Below are 22,141 nucleotides of genomic sequence, written 5' to 3' on the forward strand. Positions count from 1 at the left end.
GAGGAAACTAATGAAATAGAAAGCGATCTGGAACTCCTTTGCTCTTTTTGAGCGATTTCTTATACCTAAAAGCACAAAGCGTTCACTGCTTCATTCATCTATGCCAAAGATCGGTCTCTCTTTTATCTTTAGGTTGTAACTTATCACTCCCTTAAACTCAACAGTACCGAGCTAGCTCCTTATCGCCCACTAAATCTTAATTATCGGTTTATAAATTTTAGACTATACTTTGTATATACAAATTACAGTTAAGGTGATTTGATGGTTAATTATTACAAAGTTTTACCGTTGATTTTACTGAGTGTCCTATCTCATAAACTATGGGCCGAAGAGCTAAAAGTGGGAAAAGTATGCCCTGTCACTTATCAAAAGGAACCGATTGGACGACTTATTTTCTCTCAGCCTTGGTACCATAGCAGTCGCTCTGATGCCAAGTATATCCCTGGGGATAATGCTACGGGAATAGGGTTAGAGATCCATCTAAAAAACAACTTTAATGGTAAAACTGATGGCCTGAACTTAGCTGACTGTGATCGTTATCGCTTATTACAGATCCGAAAAACTAATGCTAGACTCCACCAAGGCGAGCGAGGTATACAGATTGATATCCCTAACGAAGCCGAAAACCCTTTCTATGATAATGCCCCACTTGAACATGGTCATGGGCTGCATAAAACACCTAAAGATGATGCAGATAAACCTTGGCAGGGAAGATTCTTCCGCGATGCGTCCGTATCGATCTATGACACGCCTTACGTCTCTGACTCTTACGGTGTAGAAGGAGAAGATTTAGAGGTTAATTTTGAGACCTGCGCGATTTGTGAACGGGATCAGCATTACGACTTAGTGCTGTCATGTGGTACTTGGGGCTATAAACGTGAGTATATGGGAGGTATGACTGGCTGGGCAGAACCTGAATTTAAAGGAGTTCAATGCTCATCATCAGCGAGCCAACTATTTCAAACTACAATCAACAACTCTAATCGCGTTGAATACAGTTATTGGATTCATTGGCGCTAATCATTACTCAGGCAGCCAAACCACTTGATTGCGCCCTTTAGATTTAGCTTTATATAACGCTCTATCTAGCAACTTCCAAATGTTTACTTAACAGCGCTCTTTTAAAAAGCATCTACTTGATACTAGCTTACCTCTGCGTAAGGTGCTGAAAAAACAGCATGAATAGACTAAGGTACTTTTCCATCATTTTAGACAACCCTAGAACTAATTCTTTTCTAATCAAAATATAGGGTTATTTGAAAGAAGCGAGTACAGCTCATAAATAAATGTATTATAAATATATGTTATTGACGGATATCAATTTTAAACTTTTGTTCTCCACATAAGATAGACACTCATGTTCTTTTGGAGCACAAGATAATGACGCATGCTGATACAAAGTTGATTCCTCCGGTCACAGTAGAGTTTATGAATAATGACCATGAGGAAGCAGTCGAAATACTAGATACCATACTCGCTGCTATAGAGAACAGTACTGTAGACGAGGTTACCTCACGGCTCGAAGCGTTCTTCGCTCATAACCAAGTCCACTTTTCCCGTGAAGAGGAACAGATGAGACGCGTTAATTTTCCCCCTTATTCTTGCCATAAAGGGGAGCATGACCGCGTTCTGTTTGAATTAGCTGAAGCAATAGAGCAGTGGAAAGAGAGAAACGACCGAGAGTATATTGCGCACTACCTTAACTGCACTTTGTGGAACTGGTTTATCAACCACATTAAAACAATGGATACAGTCACAGCCATGTTTATCAACCAGCACGCCCACTAAAAACACTTCACTCTAAAAGAAAGTGATCTCAGACTCATCTCGGCTTATGCATTCAGGTATAAGCCAAAACCTCCCCCTGTTTACTTGGTTTTAGTCTTATTTTTATAGTGTGTTCTAGCTTAGGGCTCTATAAAAAACCACATAAGATAACGGTATAAACTCACATAAAAAAACCATATTTAAAATATGTTTGCGTAGAACCCATTTAAGGAGAGGTTATGCTTATCTATATGGGAGCTATAAAAACGAGGAGGAAATAGACACCTAATCCATTAACGTTTGAGATAAATTAAAACGTTGGAAAAAGCTAAAAGGAGATAAAGGCTTAGATACTCGCGGTACCTAGTCAGATCTAAAGCTAACCTATAGAGAATAAGAGCTCTTATAAAAAAGAGCCCCAATCAAAGCGATTAACCACAATAACGGATTTAAGTACTCTGTTTCTGTTTACGCTTTTTAAGAGCCTTATCTAGCTCCAAAGGCGATACCACTAACCCATCTCGGCCCTCAGTCGGACAAACAACAACAGCAAACTCGTCATCCTCCAAACCGGGTGTCCAACGACTATGCCATTTAGACAGAGAGATTGCCTCTGCTTTACAGGCCTCCCACTCGCCCGTAGCCCAAGCTTCAGCCAACTTTTTATATGGCCAAACAGGCACACAGTCTTCATCTTCTGTATTGAGCATTACGCTGCCATATTGATCGGTTAGAATCCAAATTTCATCTGATGAGACTGCTTCGCTAACAAAAAGAGCGTAGAGCTGCTTATCATTTAATTTTTCGATTGCAGCCAAATCATAGCTGTTATCTTGAGCTGACATAAACCTGTATCCGAACTTAGAAAAGGATAGGATAAAGCAATTTGATGATAGATTCTTGAACTATTAGCATTCGATTATCAGACTTATGAAAAAACCACTTTTCTGCTATTCTTCAAGCCAGTTAACAATCTATATCCGCACGGGCAGATCTATAAGCGATTTCCAAACGTGCGCGCCACTACGGATCATATAATGAGCAAATATTGGAGTGATGCAATTAAGCGTCTAACCCCTTATGTCCCCGGCGAACAGCCTAAAGAATCAGGGATCACTAAACTCAATACCAACGAGAATCCTTACCCACCTTCACCTCTTGCTGAAGCCGTTATTAAGGATTTCGATACAAATCGTCTACGTCTCTATTCAGATCCAGATTGCACACTATTAAAAGATGCAATTGCCGATCACTTTTCCGTTGAACGTAAGCATGTATTTGTGGGTAACGGTTCAGACGAGGTACTTGCTCATACCTTCGCAGCATTTTTTCAACAGGATAAACCTCTGTTAATGCCGGAGTTTACGTATAGCTTTTATCCTGTGTACTGTAACCTTTACGATATCAACTACGAGCAAATCCCCCTACGTGACGAATTTGTGCTTAACGTAGATGATTTCGATCAGCCTAATGGCGGTATTATCTTTGCGAATCCAAATGCCCCCACAAGCCGAGCAATTAAGCTAGACGAGATCGAATCATTAGCAAAACGTAACACTGAATCCGTTATTGTTGTCGATGAAGCTTACGTGGATTTTGGTGCAAGTTCGGCTGTTGAGCTTACCCAGAGTTACAACAACATTTTAGTGATACAAACCTTCTCGAAGTCACGCTCTCTTGCAGGAATGCGTGTCGGTTTTGCCATTGGGCATGAAGACCTTATTGACGGTCTTGAGCGGGTAAAAAATAGTTTTAACTCATACCCACTGGATATGTTAGCAATCGAAGCATCCGCTGCAGCGATAAAAGACCAAACTTATTTTGAGGAGACGACTCAAAAAATTATTGGTACTCGGACTTGGACAATTGAGCGTTTAGCTGAATTAGGCTTTGTTAGCCTACCCTCAAAAACCAACTTCCTTTTTACTCGCCACCGCATCTTAGAAGCAGCCGAGTTGATGGGCTACCTTCGTACTAAAAAAATATTGGTCCGCTATTTTAGTAAACCCGGTATAGATAACTACCTGCGTATTAGTATCGGTACGCAAGAAGAGATGCAGCTTTTAGTGGATACACTAGAACAACACCCTGATCTTTTTAAGCTATAACTAAAGCTTTAGTAAACATAGATTAATCAATACAACAGCTCTAATTTATTAGGGCTGTTTTTTTATATTAGAACTCAACTCTTGCACCTGTATCACTAAAATACTGACCCGGCGGTTTACCTAGGGATTTTCTAAACATCGCCACAAAAGCACTCGGGCTGCGATAACCTAGAGCTAATGCCACATCAATCACCGCATCCCCTTTTCCTATTCTATCCACCGCTTCTTGCAGCACTAACTGCTTGCGCCATTGTTGAAACGTCATCCCTGTCTCTTTGCTAAATAACCGAGCAACTGTACGCTCACTGGCACCAACTTTGGCAGCTAACTCATTTAGACTTGTTTCAGCATTGGGTGACTTAATCATTGTTTTCATCACCCTCTGCAAACGTCGATCTGTTGCGCCTGGCAGATGAAGTAAAGAGGGTTTAAGTGCTTGAAGTTCATCTAAAATAACCGCACATACCCGACTAGCGGGACTATTTGGCAAGTACTCTGTACCAAAATCCGCTACTTTCATAATCAGTTCCCGCAGTAGAGGGGAAACTTCGACCACACTACATTGATCAGATAAGTTATGTAGATACGCAGGATCGACAAACAGATGACGCAATTCAGCGCGCACCTCTGCACTTGTTCTATGCACTATATTTCCCGGTATCCAAACGGCTTGGGTTGGAGGAACAACCCAACTGCCTGCATCTGTATATACACGGATAATCCCTTCGCTAGCATAAGCAAGCTGGCCACGTGGATGCTGGTGCGGATCCATATCTACGTTAGCGGCTAAATGCCCCCGTAAACCAACAATAGGTCGCTGCGAATCGATTCTCTGACCAATAGATGAAGGTTGCCGTTTAGAAGTAGAATTTTCCATAGCTTTGTCACTTATGCGATATTTATTGTCATATTATCGATTAAATCACCTTTAATTCCCTGTCACAATAAGCCCATGAGATAATTCATAATGGTGTTGCAATGATCAATCTTCAATTAAGCCGTTCACAATTAATCGCTCTGATACTTATTCCTAGTATATTTTTTGTTGCCTTTTTGAGCCCTCTATCTTTGCCGCTCGATAACAAACAACTTTTATCTGCCTGTTTAATTTTATCGGCTCTCGTTCTCTTAGCCACCAGCGCAATCTCTGAACACCTCAGTATGCTTATCTTTATGACCGCCGCTATGTTGCTAGCTATAGCACCTGCCGAGGTTGTATTTTCTGGCTTTAGCTCAACAGCTTGCTGGCTTATCTTTTCCGGTTTAATTATTGGTATAGCGGTTAATGAAACGGGGCTAGCAAAACGTATAGGCAACACTTTTACTGGCCGATTAGATAAAAGCTACACCCATCTTATTAGCGGTATTGTTTTACTCTCTATTTTGCTTGGTTTTCTTATGCCCTCCTCTATAGGTAGGGCTGTACTTTTAATCCCTATTGCAATGGCGATGGGGACAAGTTGCGGTTTTAAAGAGGGGAGTAATGGTCAAATTGGTGTTGCGCTTGCTGCTGCCTTTGGTTGTCATGTACCTACCTTTGCAGTACTACCCGCCAACGTACCTAATATGGTATTGATCGGCGCCGCTGAAACTATGCATAACTGGACACCTATGTATGCAGAATACTTACTACTGCATTTCCCCGTCTTAGGTTTTATCAAAGCCCTGCTCATTATTGCTGTCATTGTCTGGTTATTTCCCGATACACCTACACGCTCTAGCCGATCTGTAGCTAAAGAACCTGTATCTAAACAGGAATATAAACTGATGGTTATTATGATGGTCACTCTCGGTTTTTGGTTAACCGATTCTCTCCATCATATCTCAGCAGCTTGGATAGGTTTGGCAGCGGTTTGCATACTATTAATGCCTAGGATTGGCGTGGTAAGCCAGCAAAGTTTCCAGAAGAAATTTAATATTAGCTCGCTGGTATTTGTTGTAGGTGTATTAGGTGTTGGTGCTTTAATTAACTATAGTGGTATAGGTGATGTAGTTGGCGAGCAGCTTAATACGTGGTTACCACTTTCAAGCGAACACCCGTTACTGAGCTATCTTTCTCTCTCCCTTACTGCTTTTACTACCGGCATGGTTGCAACACTTCCCGGTGTGCCCGCCATACTAACCCCTTTCGCTGAGCAGATGAGTGATAAAAGTGGTTTCACATTAGAGGCGGTGCTGATGACTCAAGTATTGGGCTTCTCTACCATTCTTTTTCCTTTCCAATCAGCCCCCTTAATGGTGGGAATGCAATTGGCTGGGGTATCGATTAGACATGCCGCTAAACTTTGCTTTGTCTTAACCCCTATTACCATTTTAGTCCTATTTCCCTTAGATTACCTCTGGTGGAAAATACTTGGCTGGTTATAAAGCCCACTATAATAACCATACTTTTTATAATAGAACTAAGAGATGATGTTAGTTAAGCGCAAGAAAAACTACTATCTTTGTTTACTCAAGCTTTTCTTCTTTTTACCTTGAGTCATTGAATGCTCACGCATTCTAATCTTATCCTTTGCAAGATATTGTGGCGTACTTAGGTACGCCTTTTTTTTCTACAATACCCCTTCTATAGCGTGAACAAATCTCACTATCGTTTCACTGAAATAAGCTATAATTGAGAAGATTGTAAGGGAGATATTCTAATGGCTATTACTGTGACAGGCGCTTCGGCTGGCTCACTTAATCAATTTAATCAGATTCAAACCCGTGTTAATCAATATGATCAACAACTTGCCTCGGGTAAACGTATTAATGAATCTGCGGTTGATCCTGCGGGCCTCCAAGTCTTTCTACAATTACAAGGGCAAGAGTTAGGCAATAATACCGCCATTAAAAATAGCTTAGATGGTATATCAGCTCTGCAAATTGCCGAGGGTAGCGTCAACCAAGTCAATGATTCCTTACAGCAGATCAGAGAACTATCCGTTCAAGCTCAAAACGGAACACTTAATAGCAATGATAAAGCGTCATTACAGAAACAAGCCGACGCTTTACTTGAAGGTATTAAAGACAGTCTTTCTCAATCCTCATTTAATGGCCAATCCCTTCTTTCCCAAGACGGCGAGTTAAAACTTCAGACGGGGCCTGGTTCTGAAAACTCTCAAAACATTACAACATACAATCTAGCCGATACATTAGACGAACTAGGCTTATTTTCAATTGATATTACTGAGAGTGCAGCGCTTGATCAGCTAGATAACGCACAAGACTTTTTGACAACCGTATCTAGCGAAATTGGCGCGAACCAAAATAGGCTCGACAGCACAATCAATCAACTGGCTGAAACAAGTCTAAATAGCGCGGAGGCGGCCTCTAGGATTGGAGACACCGATTATGCGAAAGCACTCTCTGAGCGCTCTGCGGCACTGGTCCAGCAAGAGGTTGGAATTGCAATGCAAGCACAAGCAAATGCTAACCGAGGTTTAGTCCTTAACTTATTGGCCAGCTAAATACCTCCCTCTTCAACGATAGTTACAGTCCCTATTTTCGAGTTATTTATGACCTTAGAAAGCGCATTATCATTTTTTGTGGCAGTGTTTATTTTTAGTATTACTCCCGGCCCAGGTATCTTTGCCATTTTAGCCCGCGCTCTAACAAAAGGTGCGCCTGCTTGTCTTATGCTAGCGTTAGGCATGACCATTAGTGATATTTTATACCTAGTTGCAGCCTGTTATGGTTTGGCCGTTATTGCCACCCATTGGAGTGAGCTATTTACCTTTATTCGAATCTTAGGGGCTTGCTACCTTCTCTACTTAGGCTGGAAAATGTGGCATGCCCCGTTAGATTTGACGGAGGCTAATGGTGAGAAACAATCCGAAGGCATAATGGGATTTATTCAAGGCTTTCTCATCTCTGCCTCAAACCCTAAAGTGATTCTGTTTTATATCGCTTTTTTACCTACATTTATGGATCTAACTGCACTCGATAATATGGATATAGCACTCGCCTCCTTTCTAACATTAGTTAGCTTGATGAGTGGTTTAATGCTGATCGCACTTTTTGCGAGTAAAGCACGTCGCTGGTTTAAATCAGAGAAAGCGGTTAACCGTCTGAATAAAAGTGCAGGTTCCATTATGGCCGGAGCAGGCTTATTTCTGATTACTCGACACTGATATTCGAGAATAAAAAAAGGGTATAAATCAGCGATCTATACCCTTTTTAATTCTTGATTATCTAAGGTTCATTTCAAATACTTGGCATGAAACCTAAGATGATCCTCAATAAAGCTAGCCATAAAATAATAGCTATGATCATAACCATTGTGATAACGCAGCTCTAACGGAAAGCCCATATCAACAGCCACTTGGGAAAGCGCTTCTGGCTTCAGTTGCTCCTTCAAGAAATCATCCGATGTTCCTTGATCAACTAACATAGGTAGGGTCGATGTTGCTTGTTTAATAAGCTCACAACTATCGTACGCTTTCCATGTTTCAGTGTTACGACCTAAATAAGCAGTAAACGCCTTTTGCCCCCAAGGACACTTCATTGGGTTAGTGATGGGGCTAAACGCCGATACTGACTGATACTTGTCGATATTTTTTAGCGCAATAGTTAAGGCGCCGTGTCCACCCATTGAATGACCGAAAATTGAACGTTTATCCGTCACCGGAAACATCTCTTCGATCAGTGCCGGTAGCTCTTTAGTGATGTAATCATACATCTGATAATGCTGCTTCCAAGGCTCTTCTGTAGCATTAAGATAGAAACCCGCACCTTGGCCTAAATCATAGTTATCATCATCAGCAACGCCTTCACCCCGAGGGCTAGTATCGGGTGCAACAATCGCAACCCCAAGCTCAGCCGCAACTCTTTGCGCACCAGCTTTTTGAGTGAAGTTTTCATCAGTACAGGTCAAACCAGATAACCAGTAGATAACAGGCACTTTAGCCCCATCATTCACTTGAGGTGGTAAAAAGATGCTAAATCGCATCGTACAATTTAAGACAGATGATTGATGATTATATTGCTTTAACCAACCATCAAAACATTTGTTTTGACTCAGGTTTTCAATACTCATAGGAACTCCTTAACGAGGACACCGAAAAGAGGCTTTGAAATAAAGCCTCTTGATGATGGACCTTATTTATCGAAATGAATAACGCTACGAATACTCTTACCTTCGTGCATTAAATCAAACGCCTCGTTAATCGACTCTAGACCCATTGTATGCGTAATAAAGTCATCAAGCCTAAACTCACCTGACATATAGCGCTCAACGATATCAGGCAGCTCTGAACGGCCTTTTACACCGCCAAACGCACTACCACGCCATACGCGTCCAGTTACTAATTGGAAAGGTCTGGTAGAGATCTCCTGCCCTGCGCCAGCCACACCAATAATAACCGACTCGCCCCAGCCTTTATGACAGCATTCCAAAGCCGAACGCATAATATCCACATTGCCTATACATTCAAATGAGTAATCAACGCCGCCATCCGTTAGTTCAACAATGACCTCTTGGATTGGCTTATCGTAGTCTTTAGGGTTAATACAATCCGTCGCCCCAAGTTTCTTAGCCAATTCAAACTTACTTTCATTAATATCAATCGCGATAATACGGCTCGCTTTAGCCATAGTCGCACCAATAACCGCAGATAGACCAATGCCGCCCATACCAAAGATGGCAACCGTAGCACCCTCTTCAACTTTGGCGGTGTTCATTACTGCGCCCATACCTGTAGTTACACCACAACCAAGTAAGCAGACTTCCTCTAATGGCGCATCTTTATTTACTTTAGCTAAAGAGATTTCAGGAAGAACGGTAAATTCAGAGAAGGTTGAACAACCCATATAATGATAGATAGGCTGACCATCTTTATAGAAACGTGTAGTTCCATCGGGCATCAAGCCTTTGCCTTGAGTCTCACGGATCTTCTGGCATAAGTTTGTTTTACCGGATTTACAAAATTTACACTCACCGCACTCAGGGGTATAAAGAGGAATAACATGATCGCCTACCGCAACACTAGTGACGCCTTCGCCAATGGCTTCAACAACACCACCCCCTTCATGACCTAGAATTGCAGGAAAAATACCCTCTGGGTCTTCACCAGATAGTGTAAAGGCATCAGTATGACATACGCCGGAAGCGATAATACGAACTAATACCTCACCTTTTTGTGGTGGCATTACATCCACTTCTTCAACAGATAGCGGTTGATTTGGACCCCAAGCAATGGCCGCTTTCGACTTAATCATCTTCTCACTCATATCTACCTCTAGCAGTCTTGAATATTTACGATGACTCCATTGTAGTTAATTACCTCAAAGTTATAATCTATGGTTTTAATAAATGTCTTTTACTATATAGTAACAATAAAGTAGAAACGGGAGCGGTAATGTACAGTTGGGAGGGTATTGCAGAATTTGTTGCGGTAGCAGAAACCGAGAGTTTTACTGCGGCCTCACGCCAGCTAAGCATATCCACGGCTCAAGTGAGTCGCCAGATCAGCGCCTTAGAAAAGCGCCTATCGACAAAACTGTTCTATAGAACCACGCGCAAGGTATCCATCACCGAAGCAGGCGGTATCTATTACCAACACTGTCGCCAATTATTAGATGGGCTTGGTGAAGCTGAGCGGGTTCTTACACAATTACAAAACACACCAAAAGGACGGCTGCGCTTAACCGCTCCCACATCCTTTGGTGAGAGTAAGATAGCGCCTATGCTAAATGACTTCTCCCTCCTCTACCCTGAATTAGAGATTGAATGCCTATTTACCAATCAAAAAATAGATCTGGTTGATTCCGGCTTTGATCTAGCCATTAGGCTCGGCAAGCTGGACGACTCAAGCATGATGGCAAAACGGCTAGCCTCAAGACGGTTGTTTGTCTGTGCCTCTCCCACCTATCTATCCAACCATGGAGAGCCACACCTACTTACAGAGCTGGAACAACATAACTGCTTACAAGGAACACTTCAGTTTTGGCGATTTCAGGAAAACGGACAGGAACATAATATTAAGATACATGGGAGCTTAAATTTTAATAGTGGCCCCGCCCTCGTTGATGCGGCGCTTAAAGGCTTGGGCCTTGTGCAACTACCTGATTACTATGTACAGGAACACCTTGATAGCCACCAATTAATCCCCCTGCTGGAAAACTATCAACCCGACGATGAGGGTATCTGGGCGTTATATCCACAGAACAGATATGTATCACCTAAAGTCCGGTTGCTTATCGATTATATGTCTACCCACTTGGCAATGTAGATCTATCCCTTTGCCACTAAACGCCTTTAGTATTTAGAAAGCTGCTGGTCATGCCATTTAGATAAAAGCAGTAAACAACTGATCGCGCCCAATAGTGCACAGCCCATATCTGACTGAGTATCCCAGATATAACCTTGTGTACCTAAGAACGCATCTGCATCTTGACCTATAGCTAAAGCAACCCACCATTCCAACAATTCATAAAAAGCACTCACCGCTAGGCAGATCGAGATAATAAAAAAATTCAGCCACGTAGCACCGTTGACTGCTGCTTTTCTAAGTAATATCTCCCTAGCTAAAAGTGCAGGCACAAAACCTTGAGCAAAATGCCCTACTTTATCGTAGTTATTACGTTCACCACCTAAGCCATCTCTGAGCCAATCAAATAGAGGAACCTCGGCGTAGGTATAGTGACCTCCCACCATTAAAATAATGCAATGTATTAAGATAAACAGATACAAGAGAGGCGTTAATCTAAAGCGATTATAGGTCACTATTAATAAGCCAACACCAAGCAGTGCAGGTAATACCTCTAAAAACCACGTCATCTGCTCTTTCGGATGGATACCTGACCAGACCAGTACTGTAACGAAAACAGCTATCCAGATATATTTTAATACTGTCTCCACTGACACTAACCTCAACGTTGCCATGTACTTAAAACGATTACTCAATATAACCAAAAGCGTCCTAAAAAGCTTAGATAGATCCATTAAATAACTTGGCACCTCCTTTGCTTTTACCTATATGAAACTAAATAAATCAATGTAAATAACTGGCTGTAGTTAGATATCGAAGAACTCGAGCACCAATATTGTGCAATTTACTACCTAACACTTCGATGATCGCCCTTATATACACCAGATTCTCAGTACGCCGTTATTTACGATAGTGAGGAGATTTGAATGGACAAGTTAGCGATGACCGATGCTATAGTCACAGCCAAAATAGAGAAGAAACTAAGCTGGGAAAAAATAGGGACTGATCTCGGCATGTCTCCTGTATGGCTCACATCTGCCTGCCTTGGCATGAACAGCGCCTCCCCAGAGGCCGCTAAGAAAATCACCGATTATTTAGGCTTAGGCCCAGAAGTCACAACTGCTTTAGAAGCTTATCCAACAAAGGTTTGGGATCAGCAAGTGCCAACAGATCCACTTATCTACCGATTATATGAGGTAGTTGGAGTCTATGGAGAAACACTGAAAGAGGTGATCCAAGAAAAATTTGGGGATGGCATTATGAGTGCAATCGACTTTTCCATGGAGGTCGATAAGATTGAAGACCCTAAAGGTGACCGCGTATTACTCACGCTAAATGGTAAATTCCTACCTTATAAAAGCTGGTAAATATAACTAAGTAGTGTGCAGTTTTTGAATACAGAAAAAAACTGCACCTCACTTCAGGAGCAAAATTAGGGATAAGGGATAAGAGTTAGCTGTAATAAATTTTGAGCTTATCAGCAACCCGGTCTAAATCCACCTTAATAGGTTTATCCGATTCCCGCCTGCCAGCGGGGTTTAAACGGTTAGAAAACAGCTGCCGGTCTAAATCTGTACGTTGATTTTTATCTTGACGGCGATCAATCAGAGAGTGACGTCTTTCTGGCCCATCAAACAGTGAGAACAGATAACTTGTCCACCACTCCTCAGCAAGCGGTAGGCTAGGAATATCGGGACTCAGCTTTTGTTCGTCTTTATCTATCCAAAAATAAACAATGCCCGATGAACTTAGATCTTTAACCAATCTCAATGAACCGTCCAACTTATCCATAAGAAACGACAATACTGCTTATGCCGATATCGAATTAAACACTAGCAATCTAACAAGCGTTTGAAATACTACTGTAAAATATAGTACCACTGAGCAATAAGTCAACGAATTAAGCCCGGCGCAGTTTATTCAGTTTCTTTTTAGACAGATCAAAATCGACTTCTACATTAAGGTCTGAGCGACGTCGCCCTTTCGTTAATCCCTTTCGTTTAGAGAAGAAAATCTGTACACCCCGCAAATTTATCTTCTGAGATTCAGAACGACGATCAAGCATCCGACAGCGCCGCTCTCGCCCCGAGTAGGTTTCAAAATGATAATGAATTAACCACTCTTCCGCATACTGCTTTATCGGTAGATTGAGACTGACTTTCTTTCGCTGATTATTAATCCAGTAATAAACAAACTGATAATTATGGAAATCTTTTATAAGTTTCAACATAGCAAGGCGCCACCTTGTTCACATCCTGTTTTATAACAATGCAGTTATCGCTTATTCATTAATAATTGAAACGATAAAATCAGTGTAGACGTCTAAATTGAAAAGCTGAATGAGAATTTTTCATACATAAGGGATTAGAAAATGGAGAGATAATACTAGAAGTAGAGATTGGGGGTGACCCCGCCAGCCACATTCCGGCACATGAATCCATCGCTGTGGCTGCTCCCTTCCGGGCCTGACCAGGTTCACGATTTATCATTGCGGAAGGACCAACAGGGCCACCATCGCGTGGCCTGTAAGCCTTGCCTTAAGGGCGTTTCCGTAAGACAGGCGCGCAGTATACCAGTGAAAAAACAAGATGCAAATGCAATATGCTTAACTTATTGTTTTTTAGTCTTTCTATGTTTCAAAACCACCTAAATAGCTCAACAAAAGTGCTTAATCATCCCCGTAGTGCTTTAATAACTTTCTGACATACCACCATATAACCCCTGCCATAATCGGTACAGAACAACTGAGCACCATTAAGACCTGATCCCGAAGAATATCCGCTGAAACTGTATTTCTAATCGACCGTTCCAACAGATCAAATGCATAATAGGTCACCACGATAATAGTGAAACTTTCCAATTTCGCTTGTAAACGTAACTGTCTTCTTGCTCGATCATTTAGCCCTTCCAATAACTGCTGGTTCTGCCGTTCAATGGAAAGATCTACTTGGGAGCGTATCAACTCTGTTGCTCTAGCAATACGACGTGAAAGTCGCTCTAAACGCTCATTAGCTGCGATACAGGTTCGTTTAGCAGGGTCTAACCGTCTATCCATAAACTGCTGGACCGTCTGTAAACCGACAATTCTCTCCTCCCTTAACTCAGCTATCCGGCTATCAACAACAGCAAAGTAAGCCTGGGAAGCGGAAAAACGGTTCGCGGTTTCGGCAGACAAGGCTTCTACATCAGCCGCCAAGGCCATTAACCTTTTAAGCAGCTCAGGTGCATCAGCATTAGTGGCAATCTCATGGGTTATTTCAGATAAGGATTGATCCATCTCTGTTAATTGAGGCATCAACGCTTGCGCAATGGGATAGGCAAGTAACGCAGTATGACGATAGGTTTCGATCTCACATAAACGTTGTAATAAGCGCCCTGCTTGGAACGTTTTCAAGGCGGTATTATGCACTACCATAGTGACAAACCCCATTTCATCATCAGGATAAAAATCGGTCCAAACCTTTGCTGCACCACCCATCACTTCAGCACCAGACACCTGATGTATACCAAAAAATTCTTTTAAGTTAGGTTTAGCTTGCTGTCCAGAAAAGAAGATTTTAACCCCACACAAAAGCTCACCTGGCAGGGATTCCCATAGCCCGGTTAGTTTTTCCACCTTAGCTGAATCCAGTTGATAAAGCGTTAAGGTATAAAATTCATTATGTGGTTCATAACGAACTCCGTATAAATCATTCTCCACATAGAAGAAGCCATCAACTGTCTCAGGCATTGATACATTAATTTTTGAGAGCAGCTGACTTAAAGCATCACTTAACTCTTGCTCCCCACCCGCACCGTAAAAGGCAGCAATATGCACTAAACCTAAGTTCGATTTAAAGCGCTGAAAAGGTCGAGCATGCACCTCTTGGGTGATCTGATTACGTAACGGATGGTTCTGCATGGGATAACTCTCATAGATCTTCTTTACACATATACTAAAGTCCCATGACTAAAACTTATAGCTTTTCTAAAAAGAATTAACTTTAAATAATAAAACCGGATATGAACGAAGATTCCCAAAAGATAGGGCTATACTGAGACGAGAAAGATCGTAATTTACTGATATTGATCTAATTTTTTTCTGTTTTAGATGGATCAATTATTGCGGCAATATTTATAGGCCCATACACTAACTTAAGTATATGCGTCTTGGAATAATCAAAGGTAAAGCAACATGGATGAACACTTTAATCAATTAGGCCTTTCACGTCAGCCAATCTTCGATCGTAACCTTAACGTTGTTGCTTACGAACTGCTCTACCATTCCGAAAATGGTAATGAGGTAGCAAAATTTTTAAACGGCGATCAGGAAGCTTGCAATGTGCTGATTAATAACTTCACCAGCATCTATGATTCAGGCACTTTAAAATCACTACCCGCTTTTCTCAATGTTACTGAGAGTTTTATAAAAACAGAGAGTTTACCAAGCTTATCCCGCCATAATTTAGTCATTGAGATCCAAATAGATCAGGAGATCACACCAAAACTCCTTAATTCACTTAAAGGTTATGTCGAAGCCGGATACCGTCTAGTCATCGATGACTTTACCTATTCTGAAAAATACAATCCCCTACTTGAGCTTGCCCATGTAGTTAGGGTTGATATCATCAAACATAGTCAGTCTGATATATCGGCCCATTTAAAACAGATTCAACGTTTTAAAGTCACAGCCTTGGCAGAAAATGTTGGAAGTTACGAGGAGTATGAAACCTGCTATAAATTGGGGTTTCGACTATTCCAAGGTAACTTCTTATCGCAACCCACAAAAATCCAAGGGAAGAAGTTAACCTCTAACCAAGCCATTGTGATTCATCTACTGGCGGCCCTTCAAGATGAGGATGTAACCGCAGCGACCCTCTCGGACATTATCTGTCGGGACCCTCAGCTCACTTTTAAGCTTTTACGTATAGTTAACTCTGCACAGTACAATTTACCGAATAAAATAGAAAATTTAACCCAAGCGATTGTTGCTCTAGGTTTAAATGAAATAAACAAATGGGCCACTCTTTTAGCTCTATCGAGCAATAATGATAAGCCAAGTGAACTGATACGGCAGATACTTATCACCGCACGTATGTGTGAATTTATAGCCCAAGCAACTGATGGAATTGCCCCTGAATTAGCTTTTATCACAGGGGTGCTATCCATCTTAGACGCACTACTTGGAGTAGAACAAAGTACGCTTCTCAGCCAATTATCTGTATCAGAAGATATTGTGAGAGCTATTTCCGGTTATGAGGGTAAAGCAGGAAAACTATTACAAACAGTTAATTTCTATATAATCGGTCAATCTAGTTTCACCCTTCCTGAGGAACTACGTAAGCTATATGCTGAAGCTTATTTTGAATCACTACGCTGGAGCAATGAAGCTATGCAGATGATGGAGGGAAGTCACCTGTAGAGGAAAAACTTATTTAAATTAACTTTAGACTGAGCTATTTTCCAATAATTCTTCCAACTCTGAGCGTACCCAACAGCACATAGGGTCATGCTGAAAGCGTTCATGCCAATAAAAATAAAACGTCACATTCGGCAGATCAACCTCTTTTGGCAGTGGTCGAATAACTAAGTCATCATTAAACATTAAATGCTTACCCATAATCTCTGGCAATGTGAAAACCAGATCCGAACCACTACAAAACGCTGAAACAGACATGAAATTAGCTAAACGAAGCATAATTTTTCGCTTATAGCCCATCTCCGTTAATACTTCATCCATGACTCCCAGTCCTTTGCCAGTAATAGAGACTAGACCATGGGGAGCGGCAACATATTGCTCTAGTGTCACCCCTTTAGCTAAAGGGTTATTTTTATCCATCACACAAACATGGTTCGTCTTAACCACCTCCATCCTTCGATACTGGTCCTGCACGGTTTTTGGCTGTAAACCTGTTGCTAAAAAATGCACCTCCCCTTGCTCTAAAAGATCAAAGTGTTCACTCCGCTGTGGCACAATTTCAACACGTAAATTAGGCGCCTTAAGACGTAACATCCTGACAACTGAAGGCATTAACAAAACAAGCTCTAAATCTAAACCCGTTAATTTCAATACACCTTCAGCTTTGCTTGGATCAAAATGTTCGGGCTGCATAATGCCTTCTACATCTAACAAAACCTGCTTAAGCTGCTGGCGAATAGTAACTGCACGAGCGCTCAGATCGTAACCACTGAGCGTTCTAACTAAAATAGGATCATCGAGTGTCTGCCGTAAGCGCTGTAAAGCTCGGCTTACTGCTGGCTGGCTCATTTGCAATTTGTTTGCTGCTTTAGAAACATGCTGCTCATCGAGAAGCACTTGAAGCACAACAAGTAAATTAAGATCGACTGAACGTAAATTCATTTAAGGCATAACCATGATGTTAAATATGCATTGGACGCATTAATAATCGGTCTTTATATTACAAAAAGCAATTAATCGCAGCCAACGGAATAAGTTGATAATGGTTTTTAATCATAAACTCACTAACGATGAAACAAGCTATGGCTGGGGACCTGTCTTCATGCACTGGCTGATGGCATTTGCCATTATTGGGCTCTACCCCCTCGGGTGGTACATAGAGACCTTAGATTATTACGACCCAGCCTATAAGACGGTGCCTGTCTGGCATAAAAGCATTGGTATTCTTGTCGCAATGACTCTGCTTCTACGTATTGTTTGGCGTATTTTTAATAAACCACCTGCTGCGCTGCCGCAACCGGCACCTCTCTTATTCATTGCAAAAATGGCTCATGGCTTATTGTATTTATTGGTACTGTTAACTGTTATCTCCGGTTATTTAATCTCTACCGCAGATGGCCGAGCCATTGAATTATTTAACCTTATTAGTCTTCCTGCACTACCTTTTGAGATCGACAACCAAGAGGATATTGCTGGAGAGATACATTTCATTGTAGCAACCAGTTTAATTTCCATTGCGGCACTACACGCAGCCGCAGCCTTAAAGCATCACTTTATCGACAAAGACACAACTTTGAAGCGCATGCTTGCGCTACGCGAGGAAACAGAATGAAAACAAAACTTATTAAAGGGTTAACACTAGCCACACTGATCTCAGCATCACCTTTGTATGCCGCAGATTATGTCATTGATACCAAAGGCGCTCATGCATCTATTGAGTTTCGTGTTAGCCATTTAGGTATTAGTTGGCTCACAGGCCGTTTTAATACGTTCAATGGCGACTTCTCTTACGATGCAAAAAATCCAGCGGCGTCCTCTATTAATGTAGAGGTTGATGTTACCTCTTTTGACTCTAATCATGCGGAGCGTAATAAGCATATCCGTGGTGACAAATACTTAAATGTAGAGGCACATCCTACAGCATCATTTAAAAGTACATCCTTTACTCCTAATGCTGATGGCGGTGGTGTAATGAAAGGAATGCTGACGCTTTACGGAACCACTAAAGAGGTTGCTATTGATGTGAACAAAGTTGGCGAAGGTGAAGACCCTTGGGGCGGTTACCGAGTTGGTTTTTCTGGCACTCTTGAGCTCACACCTAAAGAGTTTGGTATGAACTATGAACTAGGCCCAGCCGCAGAAACCGTTTATATGGATCTTAATATCGAAGGTATCCGTAAATAAGCTGGGTAGACTAAAACTGGCAGAATAAATCAAACAGATGAATTAATCTTAATTCGTCTGTTTGATATTAGACTCTAATAAGAGCTCAATGGAATTTACGCTCCGTCTATTGGATATCTTTTATTCAAACTCCATTGCTTCAAAAATCCGACCTGCGTTTTTAGCGGCCAAGGCATCAAATGTTTCTAAGTGGGCATAAGGACTTTGGTCAATTTTATAGGCATCTTCAAGCATGCCCCCCTCTTCTATAAGTTCACCCACTTTACCGCGAATATATTCGAGATAACCCCGCGTCCATTGATCTACTGTTTTAAAATCAGTCGCCTCACCATGGCCTGGGATAATAATTTTATCCGCCGCATAAGGTGCAAATTTAGTCTGCCATGTCGCTAACCATTCGGCGGTATCCGTGTCAGGAAAAACGGGCAATAAGCGTTGATGAAAAGCCATATCTCCTGCAATTAATACATTACTGGATGGAATAAAAACAGAAATATCACCCGCAGAGTGAGCAGGGCCAAAATGGATTAATTCGACCTGCAATCCACCTAAATCAAGTGACATTGTGTCTTCAAATGTCTGATCAATCTCAACTAAGGATGTATTTTCAAAGCGCTCTTTAAGAATAAGTTTAAGGCTTTCCAAACCATCCAAGCCTTTTTCCTCAATCTCTTCTAGGGCATCCTCATGAGCAATTATCGTCGCACCCTGCTCCTTCCAATAACTATTACCGAGTGTTGCATGGGATTGACCATTTTCATCAACCACGTACTTTACTGGAAGCGTTGTCTGTTTTTTAATCTCATCATGTAAGGCTTTAGCAAGTTGATAAGAAGCGCCACCATTAACAACTAATACCGCTTCCTCTCCAATCACAAAAGATAAATTATTATTATGCCCGCCATTTTCATAACTGTAATACTGAGTGGCTCCAATAGCAGACCACACATGCTCTGCAATTTTGACAGGATGGCTATAAAGCATTGATTCTGGATATTTATCTGCAGGACTCGCAGCATAAATAGAAGAAGATAGAAGTAAACAGGAAAGGCTCAAGCCTTTAAATCGATGAGTAAAGTTCATAAGCGCCATCTTTATTTTATTTGTATTGTTGATAGTCCCTTACAAATATAAGCTATTGCTTATTTAGCAGCAAGTTGATTATAAAATTTCAAACTCAACTCGCCCATTCGACCCCGTTTTATCTTGAACATAAAGCTTATATTGCTGGCGAGTTTTTAATTGGAGGGTTAATTTTGTACTACGGGAATCCTGTAGCTTGCCATTAAGATACCAATACAGCTCTCCTGCAGCACCTTCCACTTCAGCACTAAGCGTTACCATCTGATGATCTAAAACATAGTAAACTTGCCCCTGATTTATGCCCGTAATACGTAGAGGTGCGCTCTCTTGCGGGATCACGTTGCAGCGAGAATCAAACCGAGGCAGTTGATAAAACATTCTCTGTGAGGGTTTCACCCAAGGCTCTAACGCATTAGGCCAAAGATAAGCGGTTTGCGCGATTGCATCGCTATCACACTCACGTGTAACACGCTGTAAGCTGTCGTGATTAACTAAATAATTCAATTCAGGTGTAAAAAACTGAGGGGACTTCTCTCCCCACTGATAACCAAATGCTAAAGTCCTTGGAGTAGAATCATTAATTACATAAGCCATACGTTTTATATGGCAGTTTTCAGGATCAACAAACGTCTCTTTCCTCCCATCAGGCCAGCACACTTTTTGCTCTGAAACCGATGCGGGCTGTTCAATCTCCTCTCCTCTGGTATTTAATTGATTGAACAAACTAAATAGCAAAGGACCTGCCAATACGCTACCCATAGTCTTTTCCATAGGTTTACCATCGGGTCTACCCAACCACACCCCTAAGGTATATTCCTTTGACACCCCCACCGCCCAAACATCACGATAATTCCAGCTAGTACCCGTTTTCCAACCGATTGCTGGCAAATTCTGACGTGATACACCGTAACGTAGATTACGTGGCAACTTGACTCCGTTCAAAACTTTCCATGTAATCCAAGCCGCCTCGGGGGTCATTAATTGACGACTCTTTTCCTCAGCCGTAGCTGGCGTATACCTAAGTGGATAAACACTCCCCTTATTAGCTAATGCACTATAGATCGTCACTAATTTCTCCAAAGTAAATCCAGTGCCACCTAAGATAATAGCGGGGTTTGCATCATCATCTGGGATCGTTAACTCTGTGCCTACATGATGTAATTTATTAACAAAATTTTGTGCTCCATAAGCTTCAATAAGCTGTACGAATGGGAGATTCAAGGAACGGGTCAATGCTTCAGAAGCCGACACCGGCCCCGAGAACCCTTGACTAAAATTTCCAGGCCGATAATTATTCGCCACTCTGGGCACATCCGCCAACAAAGATTCACTATGAATTAGGTTTTCATCTAAAGCTAAGGCAAATAGAAAAGGTTTAAGTGTTGAGCCTGGTGAGCGAACAGCGGTTGTCATATCAACATGACCCGCTCGCTTATTATCAAAGAAATCAGCAGAACCTACATAGGCTAATACTTGATGTGAACGGTTATCCACTAACAGAGCCGCAGCGGATAGTTCCCCCTGTAAGGGTGAGACGTAACTTTTGACTCTATCTGCAAACTGCTGCTGTAAACTTAGATCTACTGTACTACTAATCACTCGCTCTGCGGCATACTGCCGATGTAATCGACGACTTAACAAAGGCGCATCAACCGGTGTTGCTAATGGCCACACAGCTACATGCTCTTGTTTAGCAGACGTTACAACAGCGTCACTCCAAAGCCGTTGACTGAGCATACGCTCCAGCACTTTATTCCGTGCCCGCTCTGCTCGCTGTGGATGTCTATCAGGTCTCAACCGCGATGGCGCTTGAGGCAATACCGCTAACAAGGCGGCCTCAGAATATCTCAATGAAGAAGCCGGCTTATGTAAATATTGTAAACTGGCGGCTTGGACGCCCTCTAAAGTTCCACCAAAAGGGGCGTAGTTTAGATAAAGCTCCAGTATCTCCTGTTTACTAAGGTGCCACTCTAGCTGTAATGCCCGCAGTAATTGCTGACATTTCCCAGCAAAGGTTCTCGGATGTGGATATAAGATACGGGCCACTTGCATTGTAAGCGTTGAGCCGCCCGAAATAATCTTACCCTCTTTTAGATACTGCCAACCGGCCCGCACCAAACTGAAAGGGTTTATGCCCCAATGGGAATAGAAATAGCGGTCTTCATAACCTATCAGCGCTTCAAGATAATAAGGGGATACATCCGCTAAGCTGACTTCGTAGCGCCATACCCCCTTACTGTCTGCAAATGAACGTAGAGGCTCTCCCTGCCTGTCTAATACGATACTGGCAAAGTTTTGATCATGTTGCGGCTGCTTTAAGGGATAAAAAATATCTGCTAGCAGTAGTCCACTTAAAACAAAGCAGACCACCACCAGCAAACCTAACGCATATTTAAACCGACCCATCACAA

22 protein-coding genes and 1 other RNA gene are annotated in these 22,141 nt (G+C 41.9%); 11 read left to right on the forward strand and 12 right to left on the reverse strand.

Translation table 11 applies throughout. The features are described 5' to 3' along the window. The first annotated feature begins 261 nt into the window (after positions 1 to 261). Together Q4492_RS08840 and Q4492_RS08845 are read left to right on the forward strand one after the other, a co-directional pair. Positions 262 to 1,020, forward strand: a complete 759-nt coding sequence (locus tag Q4492_RS08840; protein WP_303417049.1) for a hypothetical protein — start codon at positions 262 to 264, stop codon at positions 1,018 to 1,020. 360 nt (positions 1,021 to 1,380) lie between these two features. Further along, positions 1,381 to 1,788: a bacteriohemerythrin gene (locus Q4492_RS08845; protein WP_303417051.1), complete on the forward strand. Its 408-nt coding sequence runs from the start codon at positions 1,381 to 1,383 to the stop codon at positions 1,786 to 1,788. 428 nt (positions 1,789 to 2,216) lie between these two features. Here the strand turns inward: Q4492_RS08845 and Q4492_RS08850 are convergent, their stop codons facing one another. Beyond that, entirely contained in the window at positions 2,217 to 2,612 is a 396-nt protein-coding gene (locus tag Q4492_RS08850; RefSeq protein WP_303417053.1) for a DUF2750 domain-containing protein, read from the reverse strand. A gap of 192 nt (positions 2,613 to 2,804) precedes the next feature. On the opposite strand from Q4492_RS08850, the gene hisC reads away from it, so the two are divergent. Then, the gene (gene hisC / locus Q4492_RS08855; RefSeq protein WP_303417055.1) at positions 2,805 to 3,875 is read left to right on the forward strand and encodes a histidinol-phosphate transaminase; all 1,071 of its coding nucleotides are present in this window, start codon (positions 2,805 to 2,807) and stop codon (positions 3,873 to 3,875) included. Positions 3,876 to 3,942: 67 nt separating this feature from the next. On the opposite strand, the gene Q4492_RS08860 is transcribed toward hisC, so the two are convergent. Further along, positions 3,943 to 4,752, reverse strand: coding sequence for a helix-turn-helix domain-containing protein (locus Q4492_RS08860; protein WP_303417057.1), 810 nt, complete (start codon positions 4,750 to 4,752; stop codon positions 3,943 to 3,945). A gap of 101 nt (positions 4,753 to 4,853) precedes the next feature. Between Q4492_RS08860 and Q4492_RS08865 the strand changes: the two genes are divergently transcribed. From Q4492_RS08865 to Q4492_RS08875, 3 genes are all read left to right on the forward strand, one after another. After that, complete coding sequence (locus tag Q4492_RS08865) at positions 4,854 to 6,242, forward strand: SLC13 family permease (protein ID WP_303417060.1); 1,389 nt, start codon at positions 4,854 to 4,856, stop codon at positions 6,240 to 6,242. A 275-nt stretch (positions 6,243 to 6,517) separates the two neighbouring features. Continuing rightward, complete coding sequence (locus tag Q4492_RS08870) at positions 6,518 to 7,324, forward strand: flagellin (RefSeq protein WP_303417062.1); 807 nt, start codon at positions 6,518 to 6,520, stop codon at positions 7,322 to 7,324. 48 nt (positions 7,325 to 7,372) lie between these two features. Then, positions 7,373 to 7,987: a LysE family translocator gene (locus tag Q4492_RS08875; protein ID WP_303417063.1), complete on the forward strand. Its 615-nt coding sequence runs from the start codon at positions 7,373 to 7,375 to the stop codon at positions 7,985 to 7,987. A 68-nt stretch (positions 7,988 to 8,055) separates the two neighbouring features. Here Q4492_RS08875 and fghA read toward each other — a convergent pair whose 3' ends face one another. Both fghA and Q4492_RS08885 read right to left on the reverse strand, forming a co-directional pair. Continuing rightward, positions 8,056 to 8,892, reverse strand: a complete 837-nt coding sequence (gene fghA / locus Q4492_RS08880) for an S-formylglutathione hydrolase (protein ID WP_303417065.1) — start codon at positions 8,890 to 8,892, stop codon at positions 8,056 to 8,058. A 62-nt stretch (positions 8,893 to 8,954) separates the two neighbouring features. Continuing rightward, positions 8,955 to 10,073, reverse strand: coding sequence for an S-(hydroxymethyl)glutathione dehydrogenase/class III alcohol dehydrogenase (locus Q4492_RS08885; RefSeq protein WP_303417236.1), 1,119 nt, complete (start codon positions 10,071 to 10,073; stop codon positions 8,955 to 8,957). A gap of 140 nt (positions 10,074 to 10,213) precedes the next feature. On the opposite strand from Q4492_RS08885, the gene Q4492_RS08890 reads away from it, so the two are divergent. Beyond that, positions 10,214 to 11,086, forward strand: coding sequence for a LysR substrate-binding domain-containing protein (locus tag Q4492_RS08890; protein ID WP_303417067.1), 873 nt, complete (start codon positions 10,214 to 10,216; stop codon positions 11,084 to 11,086). 26 nt (positions 11,087 to 11,112) lie between these two features. Here the strand turns inward: Q4492_RS08890 and Q4492_RS08895 are convergent, their stop codons facing one another. Next, positions 11,113 to 11,715: a DUF2238 domain-containing protein gene (locus Q4492_RS08895; protein WP_303417068.1), complete on the reverse strand. Its 603-nt coding sequence runs from the start codon at positions 11,713 to 11,715 to the stop codon at positions 11,113 to 11,115. 276 nt (positions 11,716 to 11,991) lie between these two features. Here Q4492_RS08895 and cynS point away from each other — a divergent pair, with 276 nt between their 5' ends. Further along, positions 11,992 to 12,432 (forward strand): cyanase, encoded by a 441-nt coding sequence (cynS, locus tag Q4492_RS08900; RefSeq protein ID WP_303417070.1) that lies wholly within the window; start codon positions 11,992 to 11,994, stop codon positions 12,430 to 12,432. A gap of 85 nt (positions 12,433 to 12,517) precedes the next feature. On the opposite strand, the gene Q4492_RS08905 is transcribed toward cynS, so the two are convergent. The 4 genes from Q4492_RS08905 to Q4492_RS08920 form a co-directional block, all read right to left on the reverse strand. Next, entirely contained in the window at positions 12,518 to 12,856 is a 339-nt protein-coding gene (locus Q4492_RS08905) for a hypothetical protein (RefSeq protein ID WP_303417071.1), read from the reverse strand. A 109-nt stretch (positions 12,857 to 12,965) separates the two neighbouring features. Continuing rightward, on the reverse strand, positions 12,966 to 13,295 hold the full coding sequence (locus Q4492_RS08910; RefSeq protein ID WP_303417073.1) for a hypothetical protein: 330 nt from the start codon (positions 13,293 to 13,295) through the stop codon (positions 12,966 to 12,968). A 178-nt stretch (positions 13,296 to 13,473) separates the two neighbouring features. Continuing rightward, positions 13,474 to 13,570, reverse strand: an RNA gene (gene ffs / locus Q4492_RS08915) — signal recognition particle sRNA small type. A gap of 163 nt (positions 13,571 to 13,733) precedes the next feature. Further along, positions 13,734 to 14,966, reverse strand: coding sequence for a DUF3422 family protein (locus tag Q4492_RS08920; RefSeq protein ID WP_303417075.1), 1,233 nt, complete (start codon positions 14,964 to 14,966; stop codon positions 13,734 to 13,736). A gap of 273 nt (positions 14,967 to 15,239) precedes the next feature. Here Q4492_RS08920 and Q4492_RS08925 point away from each other — a divergent pair, with 273 nt between their 5' ends. Continuing rightward, complete coding sequence (locus Q4492_RS08925) at positions 15,240 to 16,466, forward strand: EAL and HDOD domain-containing protein (protein ID WP_303417076.1); 1,227 nt, start codon at positions 15,240 to 15,242, stop codon at positions 16,464 to 16,466. Positions 16,467 to 16,490: 24 nt separating this feature from the next. Here Q4492_RS08925 and Q4492_RS08930 read toward each other — a convergent pair whose 3' ends face one another. Beyond that, entirely contained in the window at positions 16,491 to 17,405 is a 915-nt protein-coding gene (locus Q4492_RS08930) for a LysR family transcriptional regulator (RefSeq protein WP_303417078.1), read from the reverse strand. Positions 17,406 to 17,505: 100 nt separating this feature from the next. On the opposite strand from Q4492_RS08930, the gene Q4492_RS08935 reads away from it, so the two are divergent. Next, on the forward strand, positions 17,506 to 18,075 hold the full coding sequence (locus Q4492_RS08935; protein ID WP_303417080.1) for a cytochrome b: 570 nt from the start codon (positions 17,506 to 17,508) through the stop codon (positions 18,073 to 18,075). Beyond that, positions 18,072 to 18,647, forward strand: a complete 576-nt coding sequence (locus Q4492_RS08940; protein WP_303417082.1) for a YceI family protein — start codon at positions 18,072 to 18,074, stop codon at positions 18,645 to 18,647. Before Q4492_RS08935 ends, Q4492_RS08940 begins: the two co-directional genes overlap by 4 nt. A gap of 120 nt (positions 18,648 to 18,767) precedes the next feature. Here Q4492_RS08940 and Q4492_RS08945 read toward each other — a convergent pair whose 3' ends face one another. Then, the gene (locus Q4492_RS08945) at positions 18,768 to 19,730 is read right to left on the reverse strand and encodes an MBL fold metallo-hydrolase (protein ID WP_303417084.1); all 963 of its coding nucleotides are present in this window, start codon (positions 19,728 to 19,730) and stop codon (positions 18,768 to 18,770) included. Between the two features lie 78 nt (positions 19,731 to 19,808). Beyond that, positions 19,809 to 22,136 (reverse strand): penicillin-binding protein 1C, encoded by a 2,328-nt coding sequence (gene pbpC / locus Q4492_RS08950; RefSeq protein ID WP_303417238.1) that lies wholly within the window; start codon positions 22,134 to 22,136, stop codon positions 19,809 to 19,811. Between the last annotated feature and the right edge of the window lie 5 nt (positions 22,137 to 22,141).

This window comes from Neptuniibacter sp. 1_MG-2023 (assembly GCF_030547185.1).
Taxonomy (GTDB): domain Bacteria; phylum Pseudomonadota; class Gammaproteobacteria; order Pseudomonadales; family Balneatricaceae; genus Neptuniibacter.

What these genes read in the sequence shown, in the direction of transcription:
- Q4492_RS08860 (WP_303417057.1), bottom strand. Translation starts at nt 4,752, where the DNA reads ATGGAAAATTCTACTTCTAAACGGCAACCTTCATCTATTGGTCAGAGA.
- Q4492_RS08920 (WP_303417075.1), bottom strand. Translation starts at nt 14,966, where the DNA reads ATGCAGAACCATCCGTTACGTAATCAGATCACCCAAGAGGTGCATGCT.
- Q4492_RS08940 (WP_303417082.1), top strand. Translation starts at nt 18,072, where the DNA reads ATGAAAACAAAACTTATTAAAGGGTTAACACTAGCCACACTGATCTCA.
- Q4492_RS08910 (WP_303417073.1), bottom strand. Translation starts at nt 13,295, where the DNA reads ATGTTGAAACTTATAAAAGATTTCCATAATTATCAGTTTGTTTATTAC.
- Q4492_RS08945 (WP_303417084.1), bottom strand. Translation starts at nt 19,730, where the DNA reads ATGAACTTTACTCATCGATTTAAAGGCTTGAGCCTTTCCTGTTTACTT.
- cynS (WP_303417070.1), top strand. Translation starts at nt 11,992, where the DNA reads ATGGACAAGTTAGCGATGACCGATGCTATAGTCACAGCCAAAATAGAG.
- Q4492_RS08890 (WP_303417067.1), top strand. Translation starts at nt 10,214, where the DNA reads ATGTACAGTTGGGAGGGTATTGCAGAATTTGTTGCGGTAGCAGAAACC.
- hisC (WP_303417055.1), top strand. Translation starts at nt 2,805, where the DNA reads ATGAGCAAATATTGGAGTGATGCAATTAAGCGTCTAACCCCTTATGTC.
- pbpC (WP_303417238.1), bottom strand. Translation starts at nt 22,136, where the DNA reads ATGGGTCGGTTTAAATATGCGTTAGGTTTGCTGGTGGTGGTCTGCTTT.
- fghA (WP_303417065.1), bottom strand. Translation starts at nt 8,892, where the DNA reads ATGAGTATTGAAAACCTGAGTCAAAACAAATGTTTTGATGGTTGGTTA.
- Q4492_RS08840 (WP_303417049.1), top strand. Translation starts at nt 262, where the DNA reads ATGGTTAATTATTACAAAGTTTTACCGTTGATTTTACTGAGTGTCCTA.
- Q4492_RS08905 (WP_303417071.1), bottom strand. Translation starts at nt 12,856, where the DNA reads ATGGATAAGTTGGACGGTTCATTGAGATTGGTTAAAGATCTAAGTTCA.
- Q4492_RS08845 (WP_303417051.1), top strand. Translation starts at nt 1,381, where the DNA reads ATGACGCATGCTGATACAAAGTTGATTCCTCCGGTCACAGTAGAGTTT.
- Q4492_RS08870 (WP_303417062.1), top strand. Translation starts at nt 6,518, where the DNA reads ATGGCTATTACTGTGACAGGCGCTTCGGCTGGCTCACTTAATCAATTT.
- Q4492_RS08875 (WP_303417063.1), top strand. Translation starts at nt 7,373, where the DNA reads ATGACCTTAGAAAGCGCATTATCATTTTTTGTGGCAGTGTTTATTTTT.
- Q4492_RS08865 (WP_303417060.1), top strand. Translation starts at nt 4,854, where the DNA reads ATGATCAATCTTCAATTAAGCCGTTCACAATTAATCGCTCTGATACTT.
- Q4492_RS08925 (WP_303417076.1), top strand. Translation starts at nt 15,240, where the DNA reads ATGGATGAACACTTTAATCAATTAGGCCTTTCACGTCAGCCAATCTTC.
- Q4492_RS08850 (WP_303417053.1), bottom strand. Translation starts at nt 2,612, where the DNA reads ATGTCAGCTCAAGATAACAGCTATGATTTGGCTGCAATCGAAAAATTA.
- Q4492_RS08935 (WP_303417080.1), top strand. Translation starts at nt 17,506, where the DNA reads ATGGTTTTTAATCATAAACTCACTAACGATGAAACAAGCTATGGCTGG.
- Q4492_RS08930 (WP_303417078.1), bottom strand. Translation starts at nt 17,405, where the DNA reads ATGAATTTACGTTCAGTCGATCTTAATTTACTTGTTGTGCTTCAAGTG.
- Q4492_RS08885 (WP_303417236.1), bottom strand. Translation starts at nt 10,073, where the DNA reads ATGATTAAGTCGAAAGCGGCCATTGCTTGGGGTCCAAATCAACCGCTA.